General features: G+C 66.8%; 16 protein-coding genes. 7 read left to right on the top strand and 9 right to left on the bottom strand.

Features of this window, described 5'->3' with window-relative positions; translation table 11 throughout:
* Genes KAG51_RS02285 through KAG51_RS02275 form a run of 3 tightly spaced genes read right to left on the bottom strand, consistent with a single transcriptional unit; the run spans nt 1 to nt 2,833 of the window.
* A complete protein-coding gene (locus KAG51_RS02285) occupies nt 1-969 on the bottom strand; it encodes an ABC transporter substrate-binding protein (RefSeq protein WP_290580206.1) in 969 nt (322 codons plus the stop codon).
* On the bottom strand, nt 966-1,763 hold the full coding sequence (locus tag KAG51_RS02280) for an ABC transporter ATP-binding protein (RefSeq protein ID WP_290580204.1): 798 nt from the start codon (nt 1,761-1,763) through the stop codon (nt 966-968). Before KAG51_RS02280 ends, KAG51_RS02285 begins: the two co-directional genes overlap by 4 nt.
* Nucleotides 1,760-2,833, bottom strand: coding sequence for an iron ABC transporter permease (locus KAG51_RS02275; RefSeq protein WP_290580202.1), 1,074 nt, complete (start codon nt 2,831-2,833; stop codon nt 1,760-1,762). Before KAG51_RS02275 ends, KAG51_RS02280 begins: the two co-directional genes overlap by 4 nt.
* 116 nt (nt 2,834-2,949) lie before the next feature.
* On the opposite strand from KAG51_RS02275, the gene KAG51_RS02270 reads away from it, so the two are divergent.
* Nucleotides 2,950-4,404 (top strand): cryptochrome/photolyase family protein, encoded by a 1,455-nt coding sequence (locus tag KAG51_RS02270; RefSeq protein ID WP_290580200.1) that lies wholly within the window; start codon nt 2,950-2,952, stop codon nt 4,402-4,404.
* A gap of 21 nt (nt 4,405-4,425) precedes the next feature.
* On the opposite strand, the gene KAG51_RS02265 is transcribed toward KAG51_RS02270, so the two are convergent.
* Complete coding sequence (locus KAG51_RS02265; RefSeq protein ID WP_290580198.1) at nt 4,426-4,842, bottom strand: hypothetical protein; 417 nt, start codon at nt 4,840-4,842, stop codon at nt 4,426-4,428.
* Nucleotides 4,843-4,934: 92 nt separating this feature from the next.
* Between KAG51_RS02265 and KAG51_RS02260 the strand changes: the two genes are divergently transcribed.
* Both KAG51_RS02260 and KAG51_RS02255 read left to right on the top strand, forming a co-directional pair.
* Nucleotides 4,935-5,939, top strand: a complete 1,005-nt coding sequence (locus KAG51_RS02260) for a 5'-3' exonuclease H3TH domain-containing protein (protein ID WP_290580196.1) — start codon at nt 4,935-4,937, stop codon at nt 5,937-5,939.
* 55 nt (nt 5,940-5,994) lie between these two features.
* Nucleotides 5,995-6,378, top strand: a complete 384-nt coding sequence (locus KAG51_RS02255; protein WP_290580194.1) for a hypothetical protein — start codon at nt 5,995-5,997, stop codon at nt 6,376-6,378.
* 134 nt (nt 6,379-6,512) lie between these two features.
* Here KAG51_RS02255 and KAG51_RS02250 read toward each other — a convergent pair whose 3' ends face one another.
* Entirely contained in the window at nt 6,513-7,343 is an 831-nt protein-coding gene (locus tag KAG51_RS02250) for a hypothetical protein (RefSeq protein WP_290580192.1), read from the bottom strand.
* 227 nt (nt 7,344-7,570) lie between these two features.
* Nucleotides 7,571-8,086 (bottom strand): hypothetical protein, encoded by a 516-nt coding sequence (locus KAG51_RS02245; protein ID WP_290580190.1) that lies wholly within the window; start codon nt 8,084-8,086, stop codon nt 7,571-7,573.
* 79 nt (nt 8,087-8,165) lie between these two features.
* Between KAG51_RS02245 and KAG51_RS02240 the strand changes: the two genes are divergently transcribed.
* Entirely contained in the window at nt 8,166-9,044 is an 879-nt protein-coding gene (locus KAG51_RS02240; RefSeq protein ID WP_290580188.1) for an SMP-30/gluconolactonase/LRE family protein, read from the top strand.
* Nucleotides 9,045-9,106: 62 nt separating this feature from the next.
* Here KAG51_RS02240 and KAG51_RS02235 read toward each other — a convergent pair whose 3' ends face one another.
* Complete coding sequence (locus KAG51_RS02235) at nt 9,107-9,409, bottom strand: hypothetical protein (RefSeq protein ID WP_290580186.1); 303 nt, start codon at nt 9,407-9,409, stop codon at nt 9,107-9,109.
* A 58-nt stretch (nt 9,410-9,467) separates the two neighbouring features.
* A complete protein-coding gene (locus tag KAG51_RS02230; RefSeq protein WP_290580184.1) occupies nt 9,468-10,754 on the bottom strand; it encodes a thermonuclease family protein in 1,287 nt (428 codons plus the stop codon).
* 139 nt (nt 10,755-10,893) lie between these two features.
* On the opposite strand from KAG51_RS02230, the gene KAG51_RS02225 reads away from it, so the two are divergent.
* The 3 genes from KAG51_RS02225 to KAG51_RS02215 are packed head-to-tail and all read left to right on the top strand — an operon-like array spanning nt 10,894 to nt 13,437.
* Entirely contained in the window at nt 10,894-11,226 is a 333-nt protein-coding gene (locus tag KAG51_RS02225; RefSeq protein WP_290580182.1) for a nucleotide pyrophosphohydrolase, read from the top strand.
* Nucleotides 11,213-13,108 (top strand): DNA/RNA helicase domain-containing protein, encoded by a 1,896-nt coding sequence (locus KAG51_RS02220; protein WP_290580180.1) that lies wholly within the window; start codon nt 11,213-11,215, stop codon nt 13,106-13,108. The genes KAG51_RS02225 and KAG51_RS02220 overlap by 14 nt, the downstream gene beginning before the upstream one ends.
* Entirely contained in the window at nt 13,105-13,437 is a 333-nt protein-coding gene (locus KAG51_RS02215; RefSeq protein WP_290580178.1) for a hypothetical protein, read from the top strand. The genes KAG51_RS02220 and KAG51_RS02215 overlap by 4 nt, the downstream gene beginning before the upstream one ends.
* A gap of 587 nt (nt 13,438-14,024) precedes the next feature.
* Here the strand turns inward: KAG51_RS02215 and KAG51_RS02210 are convergent.
* Entirely contained in the window at nt 14,025-18,416 is a 4,392-nt protein-coding gene (locus KAG51_RS02210) for an ATP-binding protein (protein ID WP_290580176.1), read from the bottom strand.
* Nucleotides 18,417-18,599: the final 183 nt, after the last annotated feature.

Here is an 18,599-nt window from a genome sequence, read left to right as displayed (position 1 = left end):
TCAGCCGTGCAGGGCCTCGGCCACGAGGCGGGCACCCGTGATGCCCGACAGCGTGCCGGGCTGCACGTAGGTGTTGTCGACGGCGACGAGCAGGCCGTTCTGGGCCGCGGGGGTCTCGGCGAGGGTCCGCTCCAGGTAGGCGCGCGTCTCCTGCTCGTGAGCGGCGTCGTTCACGGCGAACACGAATGCGTCGGGCTGGAGGTCGACGACGACCTCCGGGTTGACCTCGGCCGCGAAGAAGTCGTCGAAGCGCGAGTCGCCGGCGAACAGGTTCTCGCCGCCGCCGAGTCGCAGCACGTCGATCTCGACCGCACCGCCGATGGCGTAGAGCTTGCCGCCCTCGACGTAGACCTGGACGGCGCGCACGGGCTCGTCGTCACCGACGATCTCGTCGATCTCGGCCAAATCCTGCTCGGCCTGGGCGATCAGCTCGTCGGCACGGTCGGACACGTCGAAGATCCGGCCGAGGTTCTCGACGTCGGCGAGGGTGTCGGCCACCGTGCCCTCGGACCGGCGGTCGATGCAGCCCGCGGTGGCGACGTAGGCCGGGGCGCCAGCCTGTTCGAGGGCGTCGTACCCGGCGAACCCCTGGTCGGTCGAGAACTCGTACTCGGTGCCACTGATGACGAAGTCCGGGTCCTGGGCCAGCAGGTCCTCCCGGGTCGGGGGCGAGTCGGCACTGATCGAGGTGATGGCCTGAACCTCCTCGGCGAGCTCGGGCGACGGCTCACCGAGCGCGTCCTGCGCCTGGGCGACCACGCGGTCGCCCAGGCCGAGCTGCACCATGAGCTCGGTGAGGCTGGGGTGCATGCTGACGACGCGTTCCGGCACGGCGGTCACGGTGACCTCGCGGCCGCAGCTCTCGACGGTCACGCTGTCGCCGTCGTCTCCGGACGACTCGGTCGTGACCGAGCCGCATCCGGCGGCGATCACGGCGACGGTCAGCAGCGGGGGGATCGTGCGCTTCATGGTGCCTCCTGGGCAATGGGGGAACTGGGGACGCGCGGCGACAGCGCCACGAGGGGCCGGCCGGTACGCGGATGGGTGAGCAGGTCGCACGCGACGCGGTAGGTGGCCTCCACCCGCTCAGGGGTGAGGACCTCCTCGGGTGTGCCGACCGCCACGAGCCGGCCGGCGTCGAGCAGCGCCACGCGGTGGCAGTGCGCGGCGGCGAGGGACAGGTCGTGGAGCGCCACGACGCACGTGACGCCCAGCGATCCGACGGTGCGCATCAGGTCGAGCTGGTGGGTCACGTCGAGATGGTTCGTGGGCTCGTCGAGCAGCAGCACCCGTGGGTCCTGGCACAGGGCGCGGGCCAGGAGCACGCGTTGTCGTTCGCCACCGGAGAGCGTCGGGAAGGCACGGTCGGCCAGGTGGAGGGCATCGGTGCGCGCGAGCGCGTCGGCGGCGAGGCGCAGGTCACCGGCCGCCGAACGCTGCGAGGCCGGGTGCGGGATGCGTCCGAGCAGCACGACGTCCATGACCGACAGCTCGACGTCGGTCGCGTGGTCCTGGGTCAGGACGGCGCACCGCCGTGCGACCTCGCGCCGCGGCGACCGGGCCACGTCGAGCCCGTCGAGGTGTACCGAGCCCGTGGTCGGTCGCTGCGTGCCGTACATCGTGCGCAGCAGCGTCGACTTGCCGCAGCCGTTCGGGCCGAGCAGTCCGAGCACCTCGCCCGGGCGCACCTCGAGGTCGACGTCGGCGAGGGCCTGGGTCTGACCCAGGCGCACCGAGAGGCGCTCGACGCGCACGCCGCTCATCGCTCGGCCCCCACCGGACGGGTGCGCAGCAGCCACAGGAAGAACGGCGCGCCGACAAGGGCCGTCACGACGCCGAGGGGGATCTCGCGCGGCGAGGCGGCGGTGCGCGCCACCGTGTCGACGAGCACCACGAGCAGCGCGCCGGCGACCGTGGCGAACGGCAGGAGCACCCGGTGGCTGGCGCCGACCAGGAGCCGGCACACGTGCGGCACGACCATGCCCACGAAGCCGATGCCGCCGGCGACGGCGACCACGGCCCCGGTCATGGCGGCGGTGACCACGAGCACCTCGACGCGTAGGCGGGTCATGTCGACCCCGAGCGAGGCCGCGGTCTCGTCGCCGGTCATCGCGGCGTCGAGGTGGCTTGCGCGGCGCAGCGCATAGGCCAGACCGAGCACGAGCGCGATCGCGGGCAGCGTCAGCATCTCCCAGGTGGCCGAGCTGATGCTGCCGAGCAGGAAGAACAGCAGACCGGGCAGGCGACCGTGGTCTGCCGTCGCGGTGATCCAGCCCGTGGCCGCGCTGAACAGGTAGGACAGCGCGACACCTGCCAGGACGAGGCGCAGCGACTCGATCCGCCCGCCGCGGGACGCCAGGACGTAGACGATCACGCCGGCCACGGCGGCTCCGCCGAAGGCCGAGCCCGAGACGAGCAGGCCGGGGACGCTGGCCCCCAAGGCCAGGGCACCCACGGCGCCGAGGGCCGCACCGGAGGACGCGCCGAGGACGTACGGGTCGGCGAGCGGGTTGCGGACGATGGCCTGCAGCAGCGCACCCACGACGGCGAGCGAGGCACCGACCAGCACCGCCATCAGCACGCGCGGGAGCCGGAAGCTCCACACGATCTGGTCCTGGGCCGCCGTCCAGGTGGCCTCGTGCTCCCCCGGCAGGAGGTGTGCGGCCAAGATGCGGGCCACGGTGCCCGGTGGCACGCCGACCGGTCCCGTGCCGATGCTCAGCAGCACCACGGCGCCCAGCACGGCGGCGGTGCCGACGACCGCGAGCCGGCCCCGACGGCGTCGGCGGGCCAGGGCGACGACCACCTCGGGCGACTCCTGCTGCAACTTCACAGACGCGAACGATACTCATTAGCGTTTTGAGGTCGCCGCCCACCCCTTGACCGACGTCACGCGCCTCGCCTCGTCCATGACTCGCCGGGGCGGCCGAGCGGTGGTGGGATGGCGGGGTGCGCCGTGTCCACCTCGTGCTCCCCCACCAGCTGTTCGCCCAGAACCTCGACGTCGAGGCCGACGCGTTCGTGCTCGTGGAGCACGATCTGCTGTTCCGCCAGTACCCCTTCCACGCGCACAAGCTCGTGCTGCACCGCGCCTCGATGGAACACCACGCCCGCGAGCTGGCGGGCGCGGGCAAGACGGTCGAGTGGGTGCGCACCGACGGCCGCACGACGAGCCGGCTCGCCGTGGCCCGCGCCCTGGAGGGCGCCGACGTCGTCAGCTGGCACGACGTCGTCGACGACTGGCTCGAGCGCGACCTACGCGCCGCCGCGGCCGATGCGGGGGCCCGGGTCGAGGTGCTGGCGACGCCCAACTTCCTGACCTCGGCCGAGGACGTCGCCAAGCAGTTCACGGGCAAGCGCACCCGCATGGCCGGCTTCTACGCCCGGCAGCGCCGACGGCTCGACGTGCTGGTCGACGACGGTGAGCCGGTCGGTGGCCAGTGGTCGTTCGACACCGAGAATCGCAAGAAGCTGCCGAAGAACCATCCCGTGCCGGCCACGTCGCGACCCGAGCCCGACGAGATCACCCAGGAGGCCATCGCCTTCGTGCGCGACCGCTTCCCCGACGCACCGGGCGACCCCGCGGGGTTCGCCTGGGCCGTGACCCGCGAGCCGGCCGACGAGATGCTCCAGGAGTTCCTCGAGCAGCGCTTCCACGAGTTCGGCCCCTACGAGGACGCGATCTCGGCCGAGCACGGCTTCGTGTTCCACGCGGCCCTCACGCCGGCGCTGAACATCGGCCTGCTGGACCCGGCCGACGTGCTCGACCAGGTGGTGCGGTTCGCCGAGCGCAATGCCGTGCCGATCGCGTCGTACGAGGGATTCGTGCGTCAGCTGATCGGATGGCGCGAGTACATGCGCGGCAGCTACGTCTCGCGCGGGCGCAGGCTTCGCACGACCAACGCTCTCGACCACTACCGCGAGCTGCCGCCCGGCTGGTGGACCGCCGAGACCGGGCTCGAGCCGGTCGACACCGCGCTGCGGCGCGTGCTCGAGACCGGCTATGCCCATCACATCGAGCGGCTCATGGTGCTCGGCAACGCCCTGTGCCTGCTGCGCGTGCATCCCGACGAGGTCTACGCGTGGTACATGGCGATGTTCGTCGACGCCTACGACTGGGTCATGGTGCCGAACGTCTATGCGATGAGCCAGTACGCGTCCGGCTCAGCCATCACGACCAAGCCCTACGTCTCGGCCAGCAGCTACCTGCGGAAGATGTCCGACATCCCCACCGGTGACTGGACCGAGGCGTGGGACGGCCTGTTCTGGACGTTCGTGCGCGACCACCGCGGCGTGTTCGAGTCCAACCCGCGCAGCACCATGATGGTGCGCCAGTGGGACGGCTTCGACGACGCCAAGCGCCGCAGCCTCGTGGCTGCGGCGCGGCCCTGGTTGGTGGGCTGAGTTCGAGTCCTGATCTTCTGATCAGTACGTGACCCCTCGCGACGCGGCGTCCCTGCAGACTGCCGCTTGCTGGTACCCGAAGCAGGCAGACAGAAGCTCCAGACGACCAATCTCTGCTGAAGGCGTCAACCCCATCACGCCGGGATGGAGCTTCACGGCTGAGAGCCACTCATCCGCGGTCGTGCACGCGTCCAGCGTTGCCGCGATCAGAGGCTCAGCCGCGCGTGAGTCCTTCTCGCGGGCGGCTAGCACCGCCGCCGCCTCGCAGTCAGCGGAGGGAACGACTTCGACACCGTCAAAGTCGACCCAGGAACCAGAACTGCTCACCGTCGGCGGGGAAGAGCTGGCCGGACCGCGGTCAGTCCCAGGCTCCGATGAGCAGGCGGCGACGGACAACATCGCCACGAACAGGTAGGCACTCAACCTGATAGTCGTCATGGGACGTGATCGTGGCACCAGTTCAGCAACAAGTACCAGTGGCTGGCTCACGGACTGACTTCGTCGATCCACCCGTACGATGACCGGAGCCCATGCCTGCCCCCGAAGATCGCCCGCGCCGGCTGCTGCTCGTGGTCGACGCCCCGTCGCTGCTGCACCGCAATCACCACGCGCGGGCCCACACGCAGATCGTCGATCGGTCGGGGCGTCCCGCGTGGGCGTTGCACGGCATGCTGCGGCAGATCCTGGAGGCGATCGACGGGTTCGCGCCCGACGCCGTGATCTTCGGCCTCGACGACCGCACCGCCTCGGTGCGCCGCGACTTCTACCCCGACTACAAGGCCGGGCGCACCGAGAAGGAGGCCCAGCTCGTCGAGCAGCTCGACCGGGCGGGCGCGATGCTCGACGCGCTCGGCCTCGCGACGCTCACTCCCCCGGGCCTGGAGGCCGACGACGTCAGCGCGTCCGCAGCGACGTGGGCCCGTGACAACGACTGGGACTGCGTCATCATCACGTCCGACCGGGACGCGTTCGCCCACATCAGCGACCACACCCAGGTGCTGCGGCTGATCAACGGCGGCATCAGCGGATCACCCATGCTCAACCCGGCGCGGCTCGTGGCGCTCTACGGCGTCGCGGCCGACCGCTATCTCGACTTCGCCGCCCTGCGCGGCGATGCCAGCGACAACCTGCCCGGCGTCGATGGCATCGGCGAGAAGACCGCCGCGACCCTGCTGACCCAGGTGGGGCCGATGTCGACGGTGTGGGCCGACGTCGACCACAACGCTGGCCAGGCCGTGGCCGCCACCCTCGACTCGTGGGCGAGCGAGAACGGGTCACGGCGGATGGGCGCCACGGTCGTGCGCCGGCTCACCGCCTCGGGAGCGCGGGAGCGGTACGACTTCAACATCCGGGTCATGCAGGGCCACGACGACCTCGACCTCGGGATCACCCCCGACGTGCCCGGCACGCCGGGGCTGCTCCCGCTCGACACCCACCGGGTCAGCACCGTCGTGAGCTTCCTCGGCGTGGAGGCCACGACGGCGCTCGCGGTGCGGGTGCTCAGCACCGACCCGGCCTCGGCCGCCTTTCGCTGACGGGCCCCGCCGCGCACGCCGATACGATCGGGGGCGTCGACGACAAGGATGACTCATGCCGAACGCGGTGTCTGCGGTCCTGCGCCTGCTCGGGCCCAAGGTCGCGGCGATCGCCGGGCCGGCCGTCATCGCCTGGCTCGCCCGCCCGGAGAACCGGGAGCAGGCCGCCGAGGTCGTGCGCGGCCTCCAGGCCAAGAGCGCGACGCAGCGACTGATGGCTCGCATCGATCTCGCCGTTGTGACCTTCCACGAGGTCATCCGCACGAGCGAGCCGGACTCCGAGCACTACGAGCTGGCCACGTCGGCCATCCGGGAGCTCCACGCCCTGCGGATCCGCCTGCAGCTGCCGTTCTCGTCGCTCAAGGCACGCCGCGACAACCGCCGCGACGTCGCCTCGCAGCTCGACGCACTGCTCGTGCGGACCAACCAGGCGCTGTGAGGCCCCGGCGCTAGGAGCGATCGCGGGCGAGGTTTCCGACCGCGTCGCGCTTCCAGCGCCGGCCTCCGAAAGGCAGGCCCGCGGCCGCTGTTGGGCGCGGGGCCTGCCTCGTCAGGACCGCCGCGAGGCGACGGTCACTGCACGGCGAAGAAGACCTTGTCCGCGATCACGTCGATGGAGACGGCGAGCGTCCCCTGAGCCGCAGTGTCGGCCGGGACGGCAAGTCCGACGTTGCCTGAGACCGAGGCACCCGAGTAGAGAGTCGACAATGTGTCGATCTCGTCGGGAACCACGACGAACGAGTCGTAGGAGTTGATCGTGTTGCCGTCGACGGTGACGTACTCGACGGTCGACCAAGGAGTGGCGCCGGCGGGGTCGTCGCCGGTGTAGGTCAGGGTGTAGTTCACGAGGATGTAGGTCGTCCCGGCCGGAGCAGGCTCGTTGAAGGGGTTCTCCGCCGCCACCTGGCCGTTCGCGTCGAGGTTCACGCCGTTGAGGGTCAGCGTCCACTCCTCGCTCTCGATCGTGCTCCCGATCGGGAGGGGGTTGTCGCGGCTGGCGCCTGCAGGATCTCCCTCGTCGGCCGAGATCGGCTCACCGTCAGAACTCGAGACGGTGGTCTCCTCCTCGAAGGCAGTGTCAACGGCGTCGGCAACCACCGCGAAGAACACGATGAAGCCGACCAGCGTGCCGACGATCGAGATGATCAGGCCAGCGATGCCCAGGCCCTTCTTGCCCTTCGCAAAGAGCGACACGATCGCCAGGATGAAGGCGATCGGGAGGAGGATCCAGCCGACGATCAGCGCACCAGGAATACACGCGAACACGAACCCGACGATCGACAGGATGAACGCGATGAGACCCACCGTGTTCTTCTCCGGCGCCGGCGAGGCGTGCGAGCTGGGCGGCGCCTGCGGGAAGGGCGGCGGGGTGACGCCGGCGGGCGGCGGGGGCGTGACGGACATGGGTGTTCCTCCCGAAGTGGCTGAGACGAACGAGAGGCTAGACGTCGGCGGAGCACTCCATATGCCATTTCACAGCCAACTCACGGAAATGAGCCGATCGAGCCATCCCGCGTGGTTAGTCGTATCTACCCGGCTCCCGAGCAACGACAGACTTCTGGGGCTGGCCAGCGCCGCGGTCCGTACACGCGTCGGGGCGAGCTGACGTTGCTCGATTCCAAGTCTCGGCGCTAGGAGCGATCGCGGGCGAGGCTGCCAACCGCGTCGCGCTTCCAGCGCCGGCCGCCCGCGTCGCGGAAGGCGACCGCGGCGACGATGTCGCTGAACGCCCGGTCGGGCTCGCCTCGGCCCTGGCCCTGCCGTTCGCGGAAGGCTGCCTGGGTCTCTCCGTTGAGGGTCACGATGTCTCGCCCGCCGCCGGGCACGGTCTTGCGCACGCGCGTCTGCCCGATGAGGTCGCCGCGGTAGAAGTACTCGACGTGCCAGTCGTAGATGGGCCGGCTGCTCTGGTTGGCGACGATCAGGCACGGCGCCCCGGCCCGCGACGAGACGAGCAGCTCGTCGGGCTCGTGGTACGAGACCCACGCCGAGACCTGCTGCGCCTGGGCCGACCGGTCGCGCCGGATCGTGCGCGCCAGAGCCACGATCGAGACCACGAGCGCGATCGACGCGATGAGCGCCGAGGGCCAGTCGGTGTTGCCGAGGTTCACAGCAGCGATGCTCCCACTGCCAGGCCGGATCGTCACGGCCCTTCCCTCCCGGCGGCCCACGAGGCACGATCGAGAAGCGGGCCTCAACGCGGCGGGCCGCGGAAGGAGACCACCCATGGCCCACGAGATCACGACCGTCGTCGACGGACTGAGCTTCAGCGAGTGCCCGCGGTGGCACGACGACCGGCTGTGGTTCTCCGACTTCTACACCGGCGAGGTCGCGTCGGTGCGGGCCGACGGCAGCGACAAGCGCCTGGAGGCCACCGTGCCCGAACAGCCGTCCGGGCTGGGCTGGCTTCCCGACGGCCGGTTGCTCGTGGTCTCGATGCGTGACCAGAAGATCCTGCGTCGTGAGGACGACGGATCCCTCGTCGTGCACGCCGATCTGTCAGGGCACGCCCGTGGCCACCTCAACGACATGGTGGTCGACGCCCAGGGCCGCGCTTACGTGGGCTGCTTCGGCTTCGACCTGATGGGCGGAGAGCCCTCGTCCCCCGCTCCCCTGCTGCGCGTCGACCCCGACGGATCGGTGACGGTGGAGGCGACCGACCTGTGGTTCCCCAACGGCGTCGTCATCACCCCAGGCGGCACGCTGCTGGTCAACGAGACCTTCGGCAACCGGGTGAGCGCCTTCGACGTCGCCGCCGACGGCTCGCTCGAGAATCAGCGCGTCTGGGCCGAGCTGGGGCCACTGCCGACCGAGCGCGAGTTCGAGAAGGTCCTCCCCCAGGTCGTCGTGGCCGCCGACGGCTCCTGCCTCGACTCCGAGGGCGGCCTCTGGATCGCCGACGCCACGGGCGGACGGCTCCTGCGACTCGTCGACGGCGCGATCGACACCGAGATCGAGACCGGCACCCCGGTCTACGCCTGCGGCCTCGGCGGCCCAGACGGGACGACCCTCTTCGCCTGCGCCGCCCCCGACTTCTTCGAGGAGGCCCGTCGACCCGTCCGGGAGGGCTCGATCATCGCGATGACGGTGGACGTGCCGGCGTAGGCGGCGCGCGCGCACTTCCGTTGGCTTGAGCGAGCGGGGCCTGTCAGGAGACCGCTCCGTCGCTATCTGGCTGCCTCCCACCGGATTCGGATCTCCTCGATCAGTGACGGAGTCACCAGGTCCTCCGCCCCTCCGATCAGTCCAACCACCTGGTCACCAAGGTACTTGCGGACATCGGCGTCAGTAGCGCCCCGAATCAGGCGGCTCAGCAACGGCATCGCCCAACTGTCGTACTCCCCTGGCGGCGCATTGTCCGCGTCGTCCTCGGACTGGTAGACGCCGATCGGGTCCCACCTGGCGAGGATCGACTGTAGGTCTCGCTCAAACGAACGCACCCACTTGGCGTCGTGTTGCTGACCGCTCACGCCGCAGTCACCTCTGCCATCAAGTCGCCCAGAACCATCTCGCTCGGCGACCTGAGGATCAGCAAGGGTGCCATACCTTGCCGCCCGGCTCGTAGCAACGCGGGCCGGTGTATCCGGGATAGGGGTTCGTCGATCCGCCCCCGTTGCTGGACGAGCCGCCGCTCCCACCGCTCGAACGCGGCTTCGGCTTCTCAGCGGCTTTACGCGCCGCTTCTTCGGCGGCCCGTTGGGCCGCTTCCTGCGCGGCGGCGACGCGGGCGGCCTCGGCCGCGGCCGCCTCCTCCGCCTGGCGCTGAGTCGCAACAACCGCGACATCAGACTGTCGCACTGAGATCGCTTCGAGCTGCGCCTCCAGAGCCGCGAGCACTCCTGACTGACCCGCGGCAACGTAGGCAGTGATCGTCTTCTCGGACGAGGTGCCCGCCTGGCTCAGCAGAGCCTGAATCTGGGTCTTCGCTTCGCTGATCGCCAGGAGCGCTGCGGCGGCGGCAGCTGCGTCAGCCGCACTGGTGCCCTCATTCACGGCCGCTGCGGCCGCAACCTGCTGCTCGGCCGCCTGCACCTGGTGCGCGAGTGTGCACTGGATGCTCGGATCGAAGTACCCGCGCTGGGCTTCGGCCGCATCTTTGAGGGCATTCTCGATGGTGGCGATGCGTTCGTCGTTGGGCCCAAAGACAACGGGCACGCCAAGACCCTGACGAGCAATCTCCGCGGCCACGTTCCTGCCGTCGGGAAGGATGACGTGAGCGAGAGTTCTGTCGTACTGATCGGTTCTCTCCTGATCGAACTCCAGTGTCACCGGCTGCCCGGGAGCGAGCAGCGACTCGGTGTATGCCGTCGCTTCGGGGCCGAGGCACTCAACAGGCGCGTCCGGCTTCACGGTCTCCGGCGTGTCCACATTGAGGAGCCGCACCCGGGTAACGGTCCCGTCGATCACCACATCGACAGTGTCCCCGTCAACCACGCGATCGACCGTGGCTTCCACAGCCGAGGCGGGCGAGGCCACGAAGACGACACCGAGTGCGACAGCGAGCAGGAGCCCGGCACCCACGCCCACTCGAGCCGCCAGCCGCTTGCTCGAGAACCCACGGCCGCGCTCGGGGTTGAATCCTCGACTGGCCTTGGCCGGGTTGCGAGCACCACCGTCCGCCCAGTCCTGGAAGCCCGGCGGCGGCAGCTGCTGCGACGGAAGTACGACCCAGCGACCTGGCGCCACGACGACCTGGCCGTTGAGCACATCGCCGGGCCAATAGGGGCCGCGCGCGCCGGGCTGCAGGTACCTCAGGGGATACCAACCGTCCTGGGTCAGCACGTGCCCGTTGACGACGTCACCGAGGCTCCACATGCCTGCGATTGTGGCAGCGTCGAGGTCCGATATCCGACGGTTTCAGAACTCCCGGCGGGCGACGCCTGCAGCCCGTCAGAGTCCCCATGGAGCCTCGATGCCTGACCAGGACATCCGCTTCGTCATAGGCTGACCAACCATGAGCCCCGAACCGTCGACGTCGCCGCTTGTGGAAACACTTCGTGATTTCGTCGCGGACCGGGACTGGGCCCAGTTCCACTCCCTGGAGAACCTGGCGAAGAGCATCTCGATCGAGGCCGCCGAGCTGCTCGAGTGCTTCCAGTGGAATACCGACGGTGACATTGACCGCGTGACGGCCGAGCTCGCTGACGTACTCACGTACTGCCACCTTCTGGCCGACCGTCTCGGCGTCAACCCTGACCAGATCGTTCTGGACAAGCTCGCGGTGACGGGGGCGAAGTACCCGGTCGACAAGGCTCGGGGCCGGAGCGAGAAGTATGACCAGCTTTAGGATCGACCGCGTCCCCTTCGAGCCGGCGGCTCTCGTCGAGTGGGCGAAGGAGGATCCTCGGAGCGCGAACTGGCCCGTCGTCTACACGCTCGAAGGCAGAAAGCGCATCTACGTCGGTGAGTCCATCCACGCGCTCACCCGGATGAACCAACATCTCGCGCGGCCCGATCGCAAGCATCTCGACAACGTCAGCGTCATCATCGACCCGACCTTCAACAAGTCGGTATGCCTTGACCTCGAGTCGCAGCTCATCGCCTGGTTCGCCGGCGACGGCAAGTACCAGGTCGACAACGCCAACGCGGGGCTCACCGGGTCGAACTACTACGACCGCGACTTCTACCGCGAGCAGTTCCGGGCGATTTTCGAAGCCCTCCGCGCGGACGGCATGTTCGAGGGCACCATCACCGAGATCGAGAACAGCGATCTCTTCAAGCTGTCGCCGTTCAAGACGCTGAACTACGACCAGCGCGTGGCGGTCATGCGCATCATGGAGCACCTCTTCGAGGACCTGCGTCTTGGCCGCCGCAGCACGGCCGTGGTGCAGGGCCAGCCAGGGACCGGGAAGACGATCGTCGGCATCTACCTGATGAAGCTGCTGAGCGACATCCGTCGCGGCGTGACGATCGACGACTCCGACTCGGACGCGGTGTTCGCCGGGTTCTTCACGCCTGAGAACGCCGCGCTGCTCGCCGACTTCAGGATGGGGCTCGTCATCCCGCAGCAGTCGCTTCGAGAGACCGTGGGCAAGGTGTTCCGCAAGACGTCGGGGCTGAGCAAGGACCTCGTCCTCTCCCCTTTCGATGTCGGCCAGAGCGCCGACGCGTACGACCTGCTGATCGTGGACGAGGCACACCGCCTCCAACAGCTGTCGGCGACGATCGCCGTGCTGATCACCAAGTTCAAGACGATCAACCGGGAGCTGTTCAACGGTGACGAGCAGGGTGGGAATCAGCTCGACTGGATCCGTCGCAAGAGCACCCACCGCATCTTCCTGCTCGACGCGGAGCAGAGCATCCGTCCGGGCTCTGACCTGCCTGTGCACGTCACGCGCGACCTCGAGCGCGAGGCCGCGGTCGCCGACCGCCTCTATCCGCTGACCACCCAGATGCGGGTGCGAGCCGACGAGGACTACATCGGCTACATCCGCGAGGTGTTGTCCGAAAGCCCTCCGGCCCCAGCACGGTTCTCCGAGTACGACTTCCGCCTCTTCGACGACATCAGCGAGATGCGCGCGGCGATACTCCAGCGCAACCGCGAGCTCGGCCTCTCGCGGCTCGTTGCCGGCTACGCGTGGGAGTGGCGCAGCAAGAACGACCCCGAAGCCTTCGACATCGAGATCGGACGCGAACGGCTGCAGTGGAACCGGACCGCGAAGGACTGGGTCAGCTCACCCACCTCGATCGACGAGGTCGGGTCGATCCACACCATCCAGGGATACGACCTCAACTACGCCGGCGTGATCATCGGACCGGATCTACGGTTCGATCCGGCCGCGAAGCGCCTCTACTTCGTTCGCGAGTCGTACTACGACACCAAGGGCAAGCAGAACAACACGATGCTCGGGCAGACCTACACCGACGACGACCTCCTGAGCTACGTCGTCAACATCTACCGGGTGCTGCTCTCTCGCGGCATCCGCGGGACGTACGTGTACGTGTCTGACCCAGCGCTTCGCGAGCACCTCCGCGGCTTCATTCCGCCCGCGGATTCCACTGTCGCTGAAGCCCGCGACGCGGGTCCCGTGCTCGACCTCATGCACCGCTCCAACAGCCAGTCCGCGGGCAGCAGCTCGATCCTCGCGATCGAGGTCGACACTGCCCCGCACGCGGCAGCGGCGCAGCAGCCGGACCGACCTGGATCGCCGCTCAAGGACCACCTTTGAGCAGGGCCGAACAGGTTCTGGCACTGGTCCTGACCGGGCTCGCGGCTCGCCCCGACACCTCGGGCTTTGTGACCCACGTCGAACGCTCCTGGACTGAAGGAGACGACGTGCTCTGCCTGGTCTACCGGCAACCACGGTGGTACGGCGACCTCACAATCGGACTGCGTCGCACCGTCGAGCCGGACTGGTCGATCGACGGTGTCGCCGACGAAGTGCTCGTCGGTGAACTGGACGAGCCGCTCGGAAGCATGTTCGACACGCTCGAGCCAGATGAAGACGGCGTCATGTGGTGGTCGGGCAACCTGCCGGAATGGAAAGAGCGCCGCTGACACAGTCGGCGGTCATCCATGCCCATGCCGCACCGTCTCCGCACGTAGCCGTCAGCCTGAACCGGAGAACGGATGGCGTTGCCAGGGCGTTCACCGTCGTCGCCGTGTCCGGAACCTCCGATGTCAGGTCTCGGCTTGCACTCACGGCCCACCCCCCTCCTGCAGACCCCGGGGGCATGCCCAGCACGGGCTGGTACCGACCGCCGGGGTGGCAGCTTTGGTCCGCGTCTCGGTCTCTAGACTATTCGCTTCTGACGCCGCCTGGACATCGGCCAGCTCGGCTCTAGCCTCAAGAGTTCCGTCCGCTAACTGGCTCAGCGAAAATGTGCGCTAGATCGACGAGAGGTTCCGCCATCGCCGACAACTGCCCGTGGCGACCTGCACCGGGACCTCCTGGCGATGCGAACATCGCAAACGTATGACGCATGAATGGATCAACCACTTTAGGCAGAACTGCGTCTTGCTGTCTTGCCATTCATAGACACTCACCGTGACGGGCGCGGCTTCTATCCCACAAGATTCAGACCAGTTCTTCGCTGTGCGGTCGCTCGTCGTGCGAGGGACCCAACAGTACCGTCGGATTGGACCTAGTCAGCATCGTCCTCGTCTAGCAAATGCCACAGGTATCTCGACTGAGTTTCGATCATTGCATCCATGCAGTCGAGTACCGCGTCACCGAACAAGACGGGATCCTGTCGCTGAAGGCGGAGAAGTATCTTCAAGATGTCCGGAATGCTTCCTGTGGAGCCTCGTCTCTGCTGGACTGCGGTAGCGAGAGTTGAAGCTGACAGGGCGCGCTCCAACACCAGTATTGCTTCACGAGGGTAAAGGTCGTCGTAATCGAGAAGAAGGTCTACGAGCCCCTCAGCAACCTCGGTGAAGTTCTCAGATGCCAGGCACCATCGGAGAAGTTCGGACAATTCCTTCGTCGGAATTTCAGTCAGGTGCCGCAAGCGTTGCACCGCTTCCTCGCGGACGCTCGTCTCCGAGTCCGAGAGGATTTCGCAGATCACCTCAAGGTTTTGATTCGAGTGCATTCGCGCGCCCGCCACGCCGATCCGCGCGGACGCAGTTAGGTTCCGAAATTCTCCGGGCAAACGCGGATCTAGTAATTCGAAGTGCGCCATAGCCGCCCAGACGGCGCCCGCGTTCGTAGCGACTTCCACATCTCCGTGTTCCAAAGCGTGGGACAGCAGCTCGACTCGAACCCAGGGCGATCTGAAAGCCGCGTATCGAAATAGCGTGAACCCCTCTACCGTTGCCAGAGGCTCGAGTCCACGCGCAAACAGGGCCTCGGCAAGCTCTACTGCCGTAGATTCGTCGAGATGGCTGAGCGCCCCGACGACTTCACAGGCCGCGTCTCGGATAGCAGGAACGTCGTCCTCAACCAGTTGGCGGATGGTCCGTATCGTCGTGATATCGAGCTCGGGCTTGGCCCAGACGTGCTTTGCCAGCGCGTGCGCAGCAGCACCGCGGTTGGAGTTCAGCCCGAGCATCGTGAGTTGGTCAGCGAGCTTCCGTTCGTCCGCGAACCCTTCGCTGCCCGGCGAAGGATCTTCGTCGCAAGCGATCGCACAAATGAGCTCGACCGCCTCTGGTGGCCAAGGCCCTGCGTGCTTTTCGAACGCCCAAGCAACTGTGCGGCCGACCGAGGTGCCGTGGGACATTCGTGCTCGGCTCGCTAAAGTCAGGAGGTCATTCACCCGGACCTTGCCCGCGAGTCCTCGGATGAGGTGCTCTATGTAGGTGGAGTTGTGCTGAGGCGTAAGGCTCAGTCCAAGTTGTAGGAACCTTTCCGGATCCTCCTCGGCAAGTTGCTCGAGAAGCCTCGACAACTCGAGCGCACTTCCCTTAAGGAAGTCGCCGTCCCAGTGCTCCCGATTGCCATGGTAGGACTCCATCGCGCGCAACCACTGCTCATCTGACATGCGTGAGGCCGCCTGGTGCCCGATCGGAGAGCGGACCATCCCGCTGGTAATCGTGGTTGGCTTAGGCGCTTCTGAACCGAACTTTCTGATCAGTTCCTCGCGTCGACGCAGGCTCTCCACCGGAAGGACCGCCTCGGGGAAGGCAAGCAGGAGGGACCACTCAGCCCATCCGCGACGCTTCCAGCCATACGTCGACTTCTCGAATGGAGGCACCTCGGAGTGCACTAGCGATAGAAGCCTCGAGATCGAAGTCGGCGAAGCGGAGGAAGCGAACTGGCGAATGAGTGAGGCAGATGTCCCGTATCGAAGGCCGTCCCATTTGAGACGAAGATTCTTCGGCTCATCGACGAGCCACGAGAAAGCGAGATCAGCGTCACCGATTGCCTCAAGAGCTCGAGCAGTCAAGTAAGCAGCGGCGCGCGTCGGCTGCTCTTCGGAGGACAGGTGCCGAATGGCTTCTGCTCCCGCTCGAGGATCTCGTGATGCGCTAGCGACAGCGGTCGCCACCGCGTCGAAGATCGCTTCGTCAAGATCATCAAGGGACGAGTGGAAGTAGCGATCCCATCGAGAACGGGCATGTTCGTCGCCTTCGCTGAGGTGCACTGTTCGGCGAGCGAGGTCCAGGACGAACGGCAATACCGCCTCTAGGAACTCCTCGGGTGCGGCGTCCGCGATTTCGCTCAGGGGCGCGTGTGAGTAATGCCTGCTCAAGACTCCGTGTTCAAAGGGATCTGCGAGTCCTTGCTCGTCGCACAGCTGGAGAGCGCGGCGAAGCATGAGAGCGACCCACCATGTTGCGACTGGATCTCCCGGCTTGAATGTGTACGTCAGCGTCCAAACGCCATCTGGAACGACAGCGAGTCCCTCAACGGTCTCATCAATGCAACCGCGGGCCACGAGTTCTTCCACCAGAGCGCTTGGGCGCTGGTGGCGGGTCTGCAGCAGCGAATAGCGGACCTCGTCTGAGAATCGGCCTGCGTCTAAACGCGGAAGAAGTACATCGCGGAGGGCGTCCGGACGCTCGCCGAGGTTTCTCAACATGACCGGAACGACCTGTGCCGCGAATGGCTCTTCCATCAGTTCTTGGAGGCCATCCGCAGCGTGACATGCGTCGAACCACGCGGGGAGGCCGAGCAGCTCGCGGATTTCGTTGCCGGCGAACTCCAGTTTCTTGGCAACCGACGCACACCGACGCCACTCGGACGGTGTCGGGCTGAGCCCTCGAGCCACCTCGATGACGACCTGCTTGATGTGCGTCCTGATCGCGCCGTCTTCAAGTAGGTCGAGGGCGACATCGAAGAATCGCCTAGGTTGGAGATCGATCAGACGCTGAAGTACCTGACGGGTCTGCCCTCGACGGAATAGCGCTTGGCCCGAACCGAGTAGGAACTCTCGAAGGCTTTCGCCTGCGTCCACGAACGATCGAGCGAAGACATGGTCCATAAACCGCTCGTGGAAGAACGAAATCCCGGAGCCATCCTCGATCAGCAGCCCGGCCGACACGAGCGAGTCAACAGTCAGTCGAAAGGGGACTGCGATGCTCGCAGGCACCGTCAAGGACTCTGAATCAACCATCGTCCGAGCCAGCGCCTGCATGACTGTGTTCCATTGACCGACATCGGTCCCATCCGGCGCCGAACGTTGCGCCTCAACCTCTACGGCATCGAAGAGATCAGTCGGTGTGAGTTGCGCATCTCGGCCGAAACTAGCCCCTGCGTCAACTGCAAGGCGCAGATACAAGGGGTTCTTGACCAGCTCCGACCGCCGGATCTTCTCCGAGATCGCCGTGCCCTCCGCCGCTTCCAGAGCCTCGGCAATCTGATCTGGGTTCAAACCTCCCAGCTCGACCTCGACACAATCCTCGCGTTTGAGGATCGCCGCGAATCGAGGGTCACGGCGCAGATCCACTGTTCGAACCGATAAGAGCACTCGCATCTGCGGCCAGGACCTGCTCCGGTCGAGAAGGTCCTCGACTGCGGCGAAGGCCTCGGTTATCCGGCCGCTGAAGCTACTCACCGCGTCGAGTTGATCCACCACCAAGAGGCTCGGCTGATCAGCCGAAAACGCACCAAGCAGCTGCCCGGGTGACCCATTCAGACCGAATTGTTCACCAAGCTGAGAGGCGGTGTAAGCGACTGATTGAAGCGCATCCATGCGAATAACTACCGCTGGCACGGAATCGAACCGCTCGAGGAGCTTGCCGATCACTTGAGATTTCCCAATGCCGGGGTCCCCATGAAGCATGACGATCCTGGCGCCACCTTCGAGCTGCTGAACCAACGTTTCCAATTCGTGGCGGCCCACTATTGCAATCGGTCCGGCAGCCGACCTCAACCTGCGCACGTATCGGTCCACGCTCTGCCGCAGCACCACGGCGACAGCTGGGTCGTCTCGAAGGTCGCGAGGGTGCAGCCCGTCCTCACCTAGGAAACTTCGTACGTCGTTTGCATCGATCGTCTGATGCACCTTCTGGAATAGCCAACCGTGAAGCCGTCGCACGATGGACGAAGGACTTCCGGAGACCTGCTCACCAACCCTTGCCTCAACGTGATTGCGCAACGCAGATCCGGGCCAGTGCTCGACCTCGATTCGCTCAAGAAGGTCTTGCACCTCGCCGCGCTCAGCCCCAAGCAAAGAAGCAAAGGCTTCGAGTCCGTCGGGATCTGGCCGCCCCGCCTTCACACCGTCCAGAAGCCCCGTGAACTCGCGCGCCGGGCTGGCCAAGACGAATCGGATGGAATCACCTCTGTGCAGGTGGTCCAGGACTGGACGCACGAGGTCTCGCGCGACGGTGTTGAGTGAGAGGTTCGGCCGCGAGGTACCGCTCTTCACCTGTTCCCTGACCGTGCGATCAGGTTCTCGAACCGCAAACTCGACTCCCGCACCGCCCGGCCCGATCGGCTCCAACGTGATGGTGTGCGCCCTACCACTGAGAACATCCATCAACCGCGTGATCGTCCACCACGACTCGTACTCGTTTCCGTACTTGTCGGATGCTCCACCTGCCTGAGTCACTGCGCTTGCCCTCCTCGGGCGACGGTACTCGAGCATCTTGAGAATGGTTGGCGAACGAACGACCTAGCCCGAGCCCGAGCCTTCCGGGACAAGCGGAACGAAGACCTACCACCGGCGGCGCGCGGACCGCCTGACACTCGCAAGCCTCTACTTGCACAAACATGCCCATTCTCATGTTGAAGCGGAACGTCCGTTTTCCCGGGCCCGGCGGCTGCGCTT

Source organism: Aeromicrobium sp., assembly GCF_023146395.1.
Classification (GTDB): Bacteria; Actinomycetota; Actinomycetes; order Propionibacteriales; family Nocardioidaceae; genus Aeromicrobium.
Note: the sequence above shows the minus strand (reverse complement) of the source record. Positions and strands in the feature narration are given on the sequence as shown.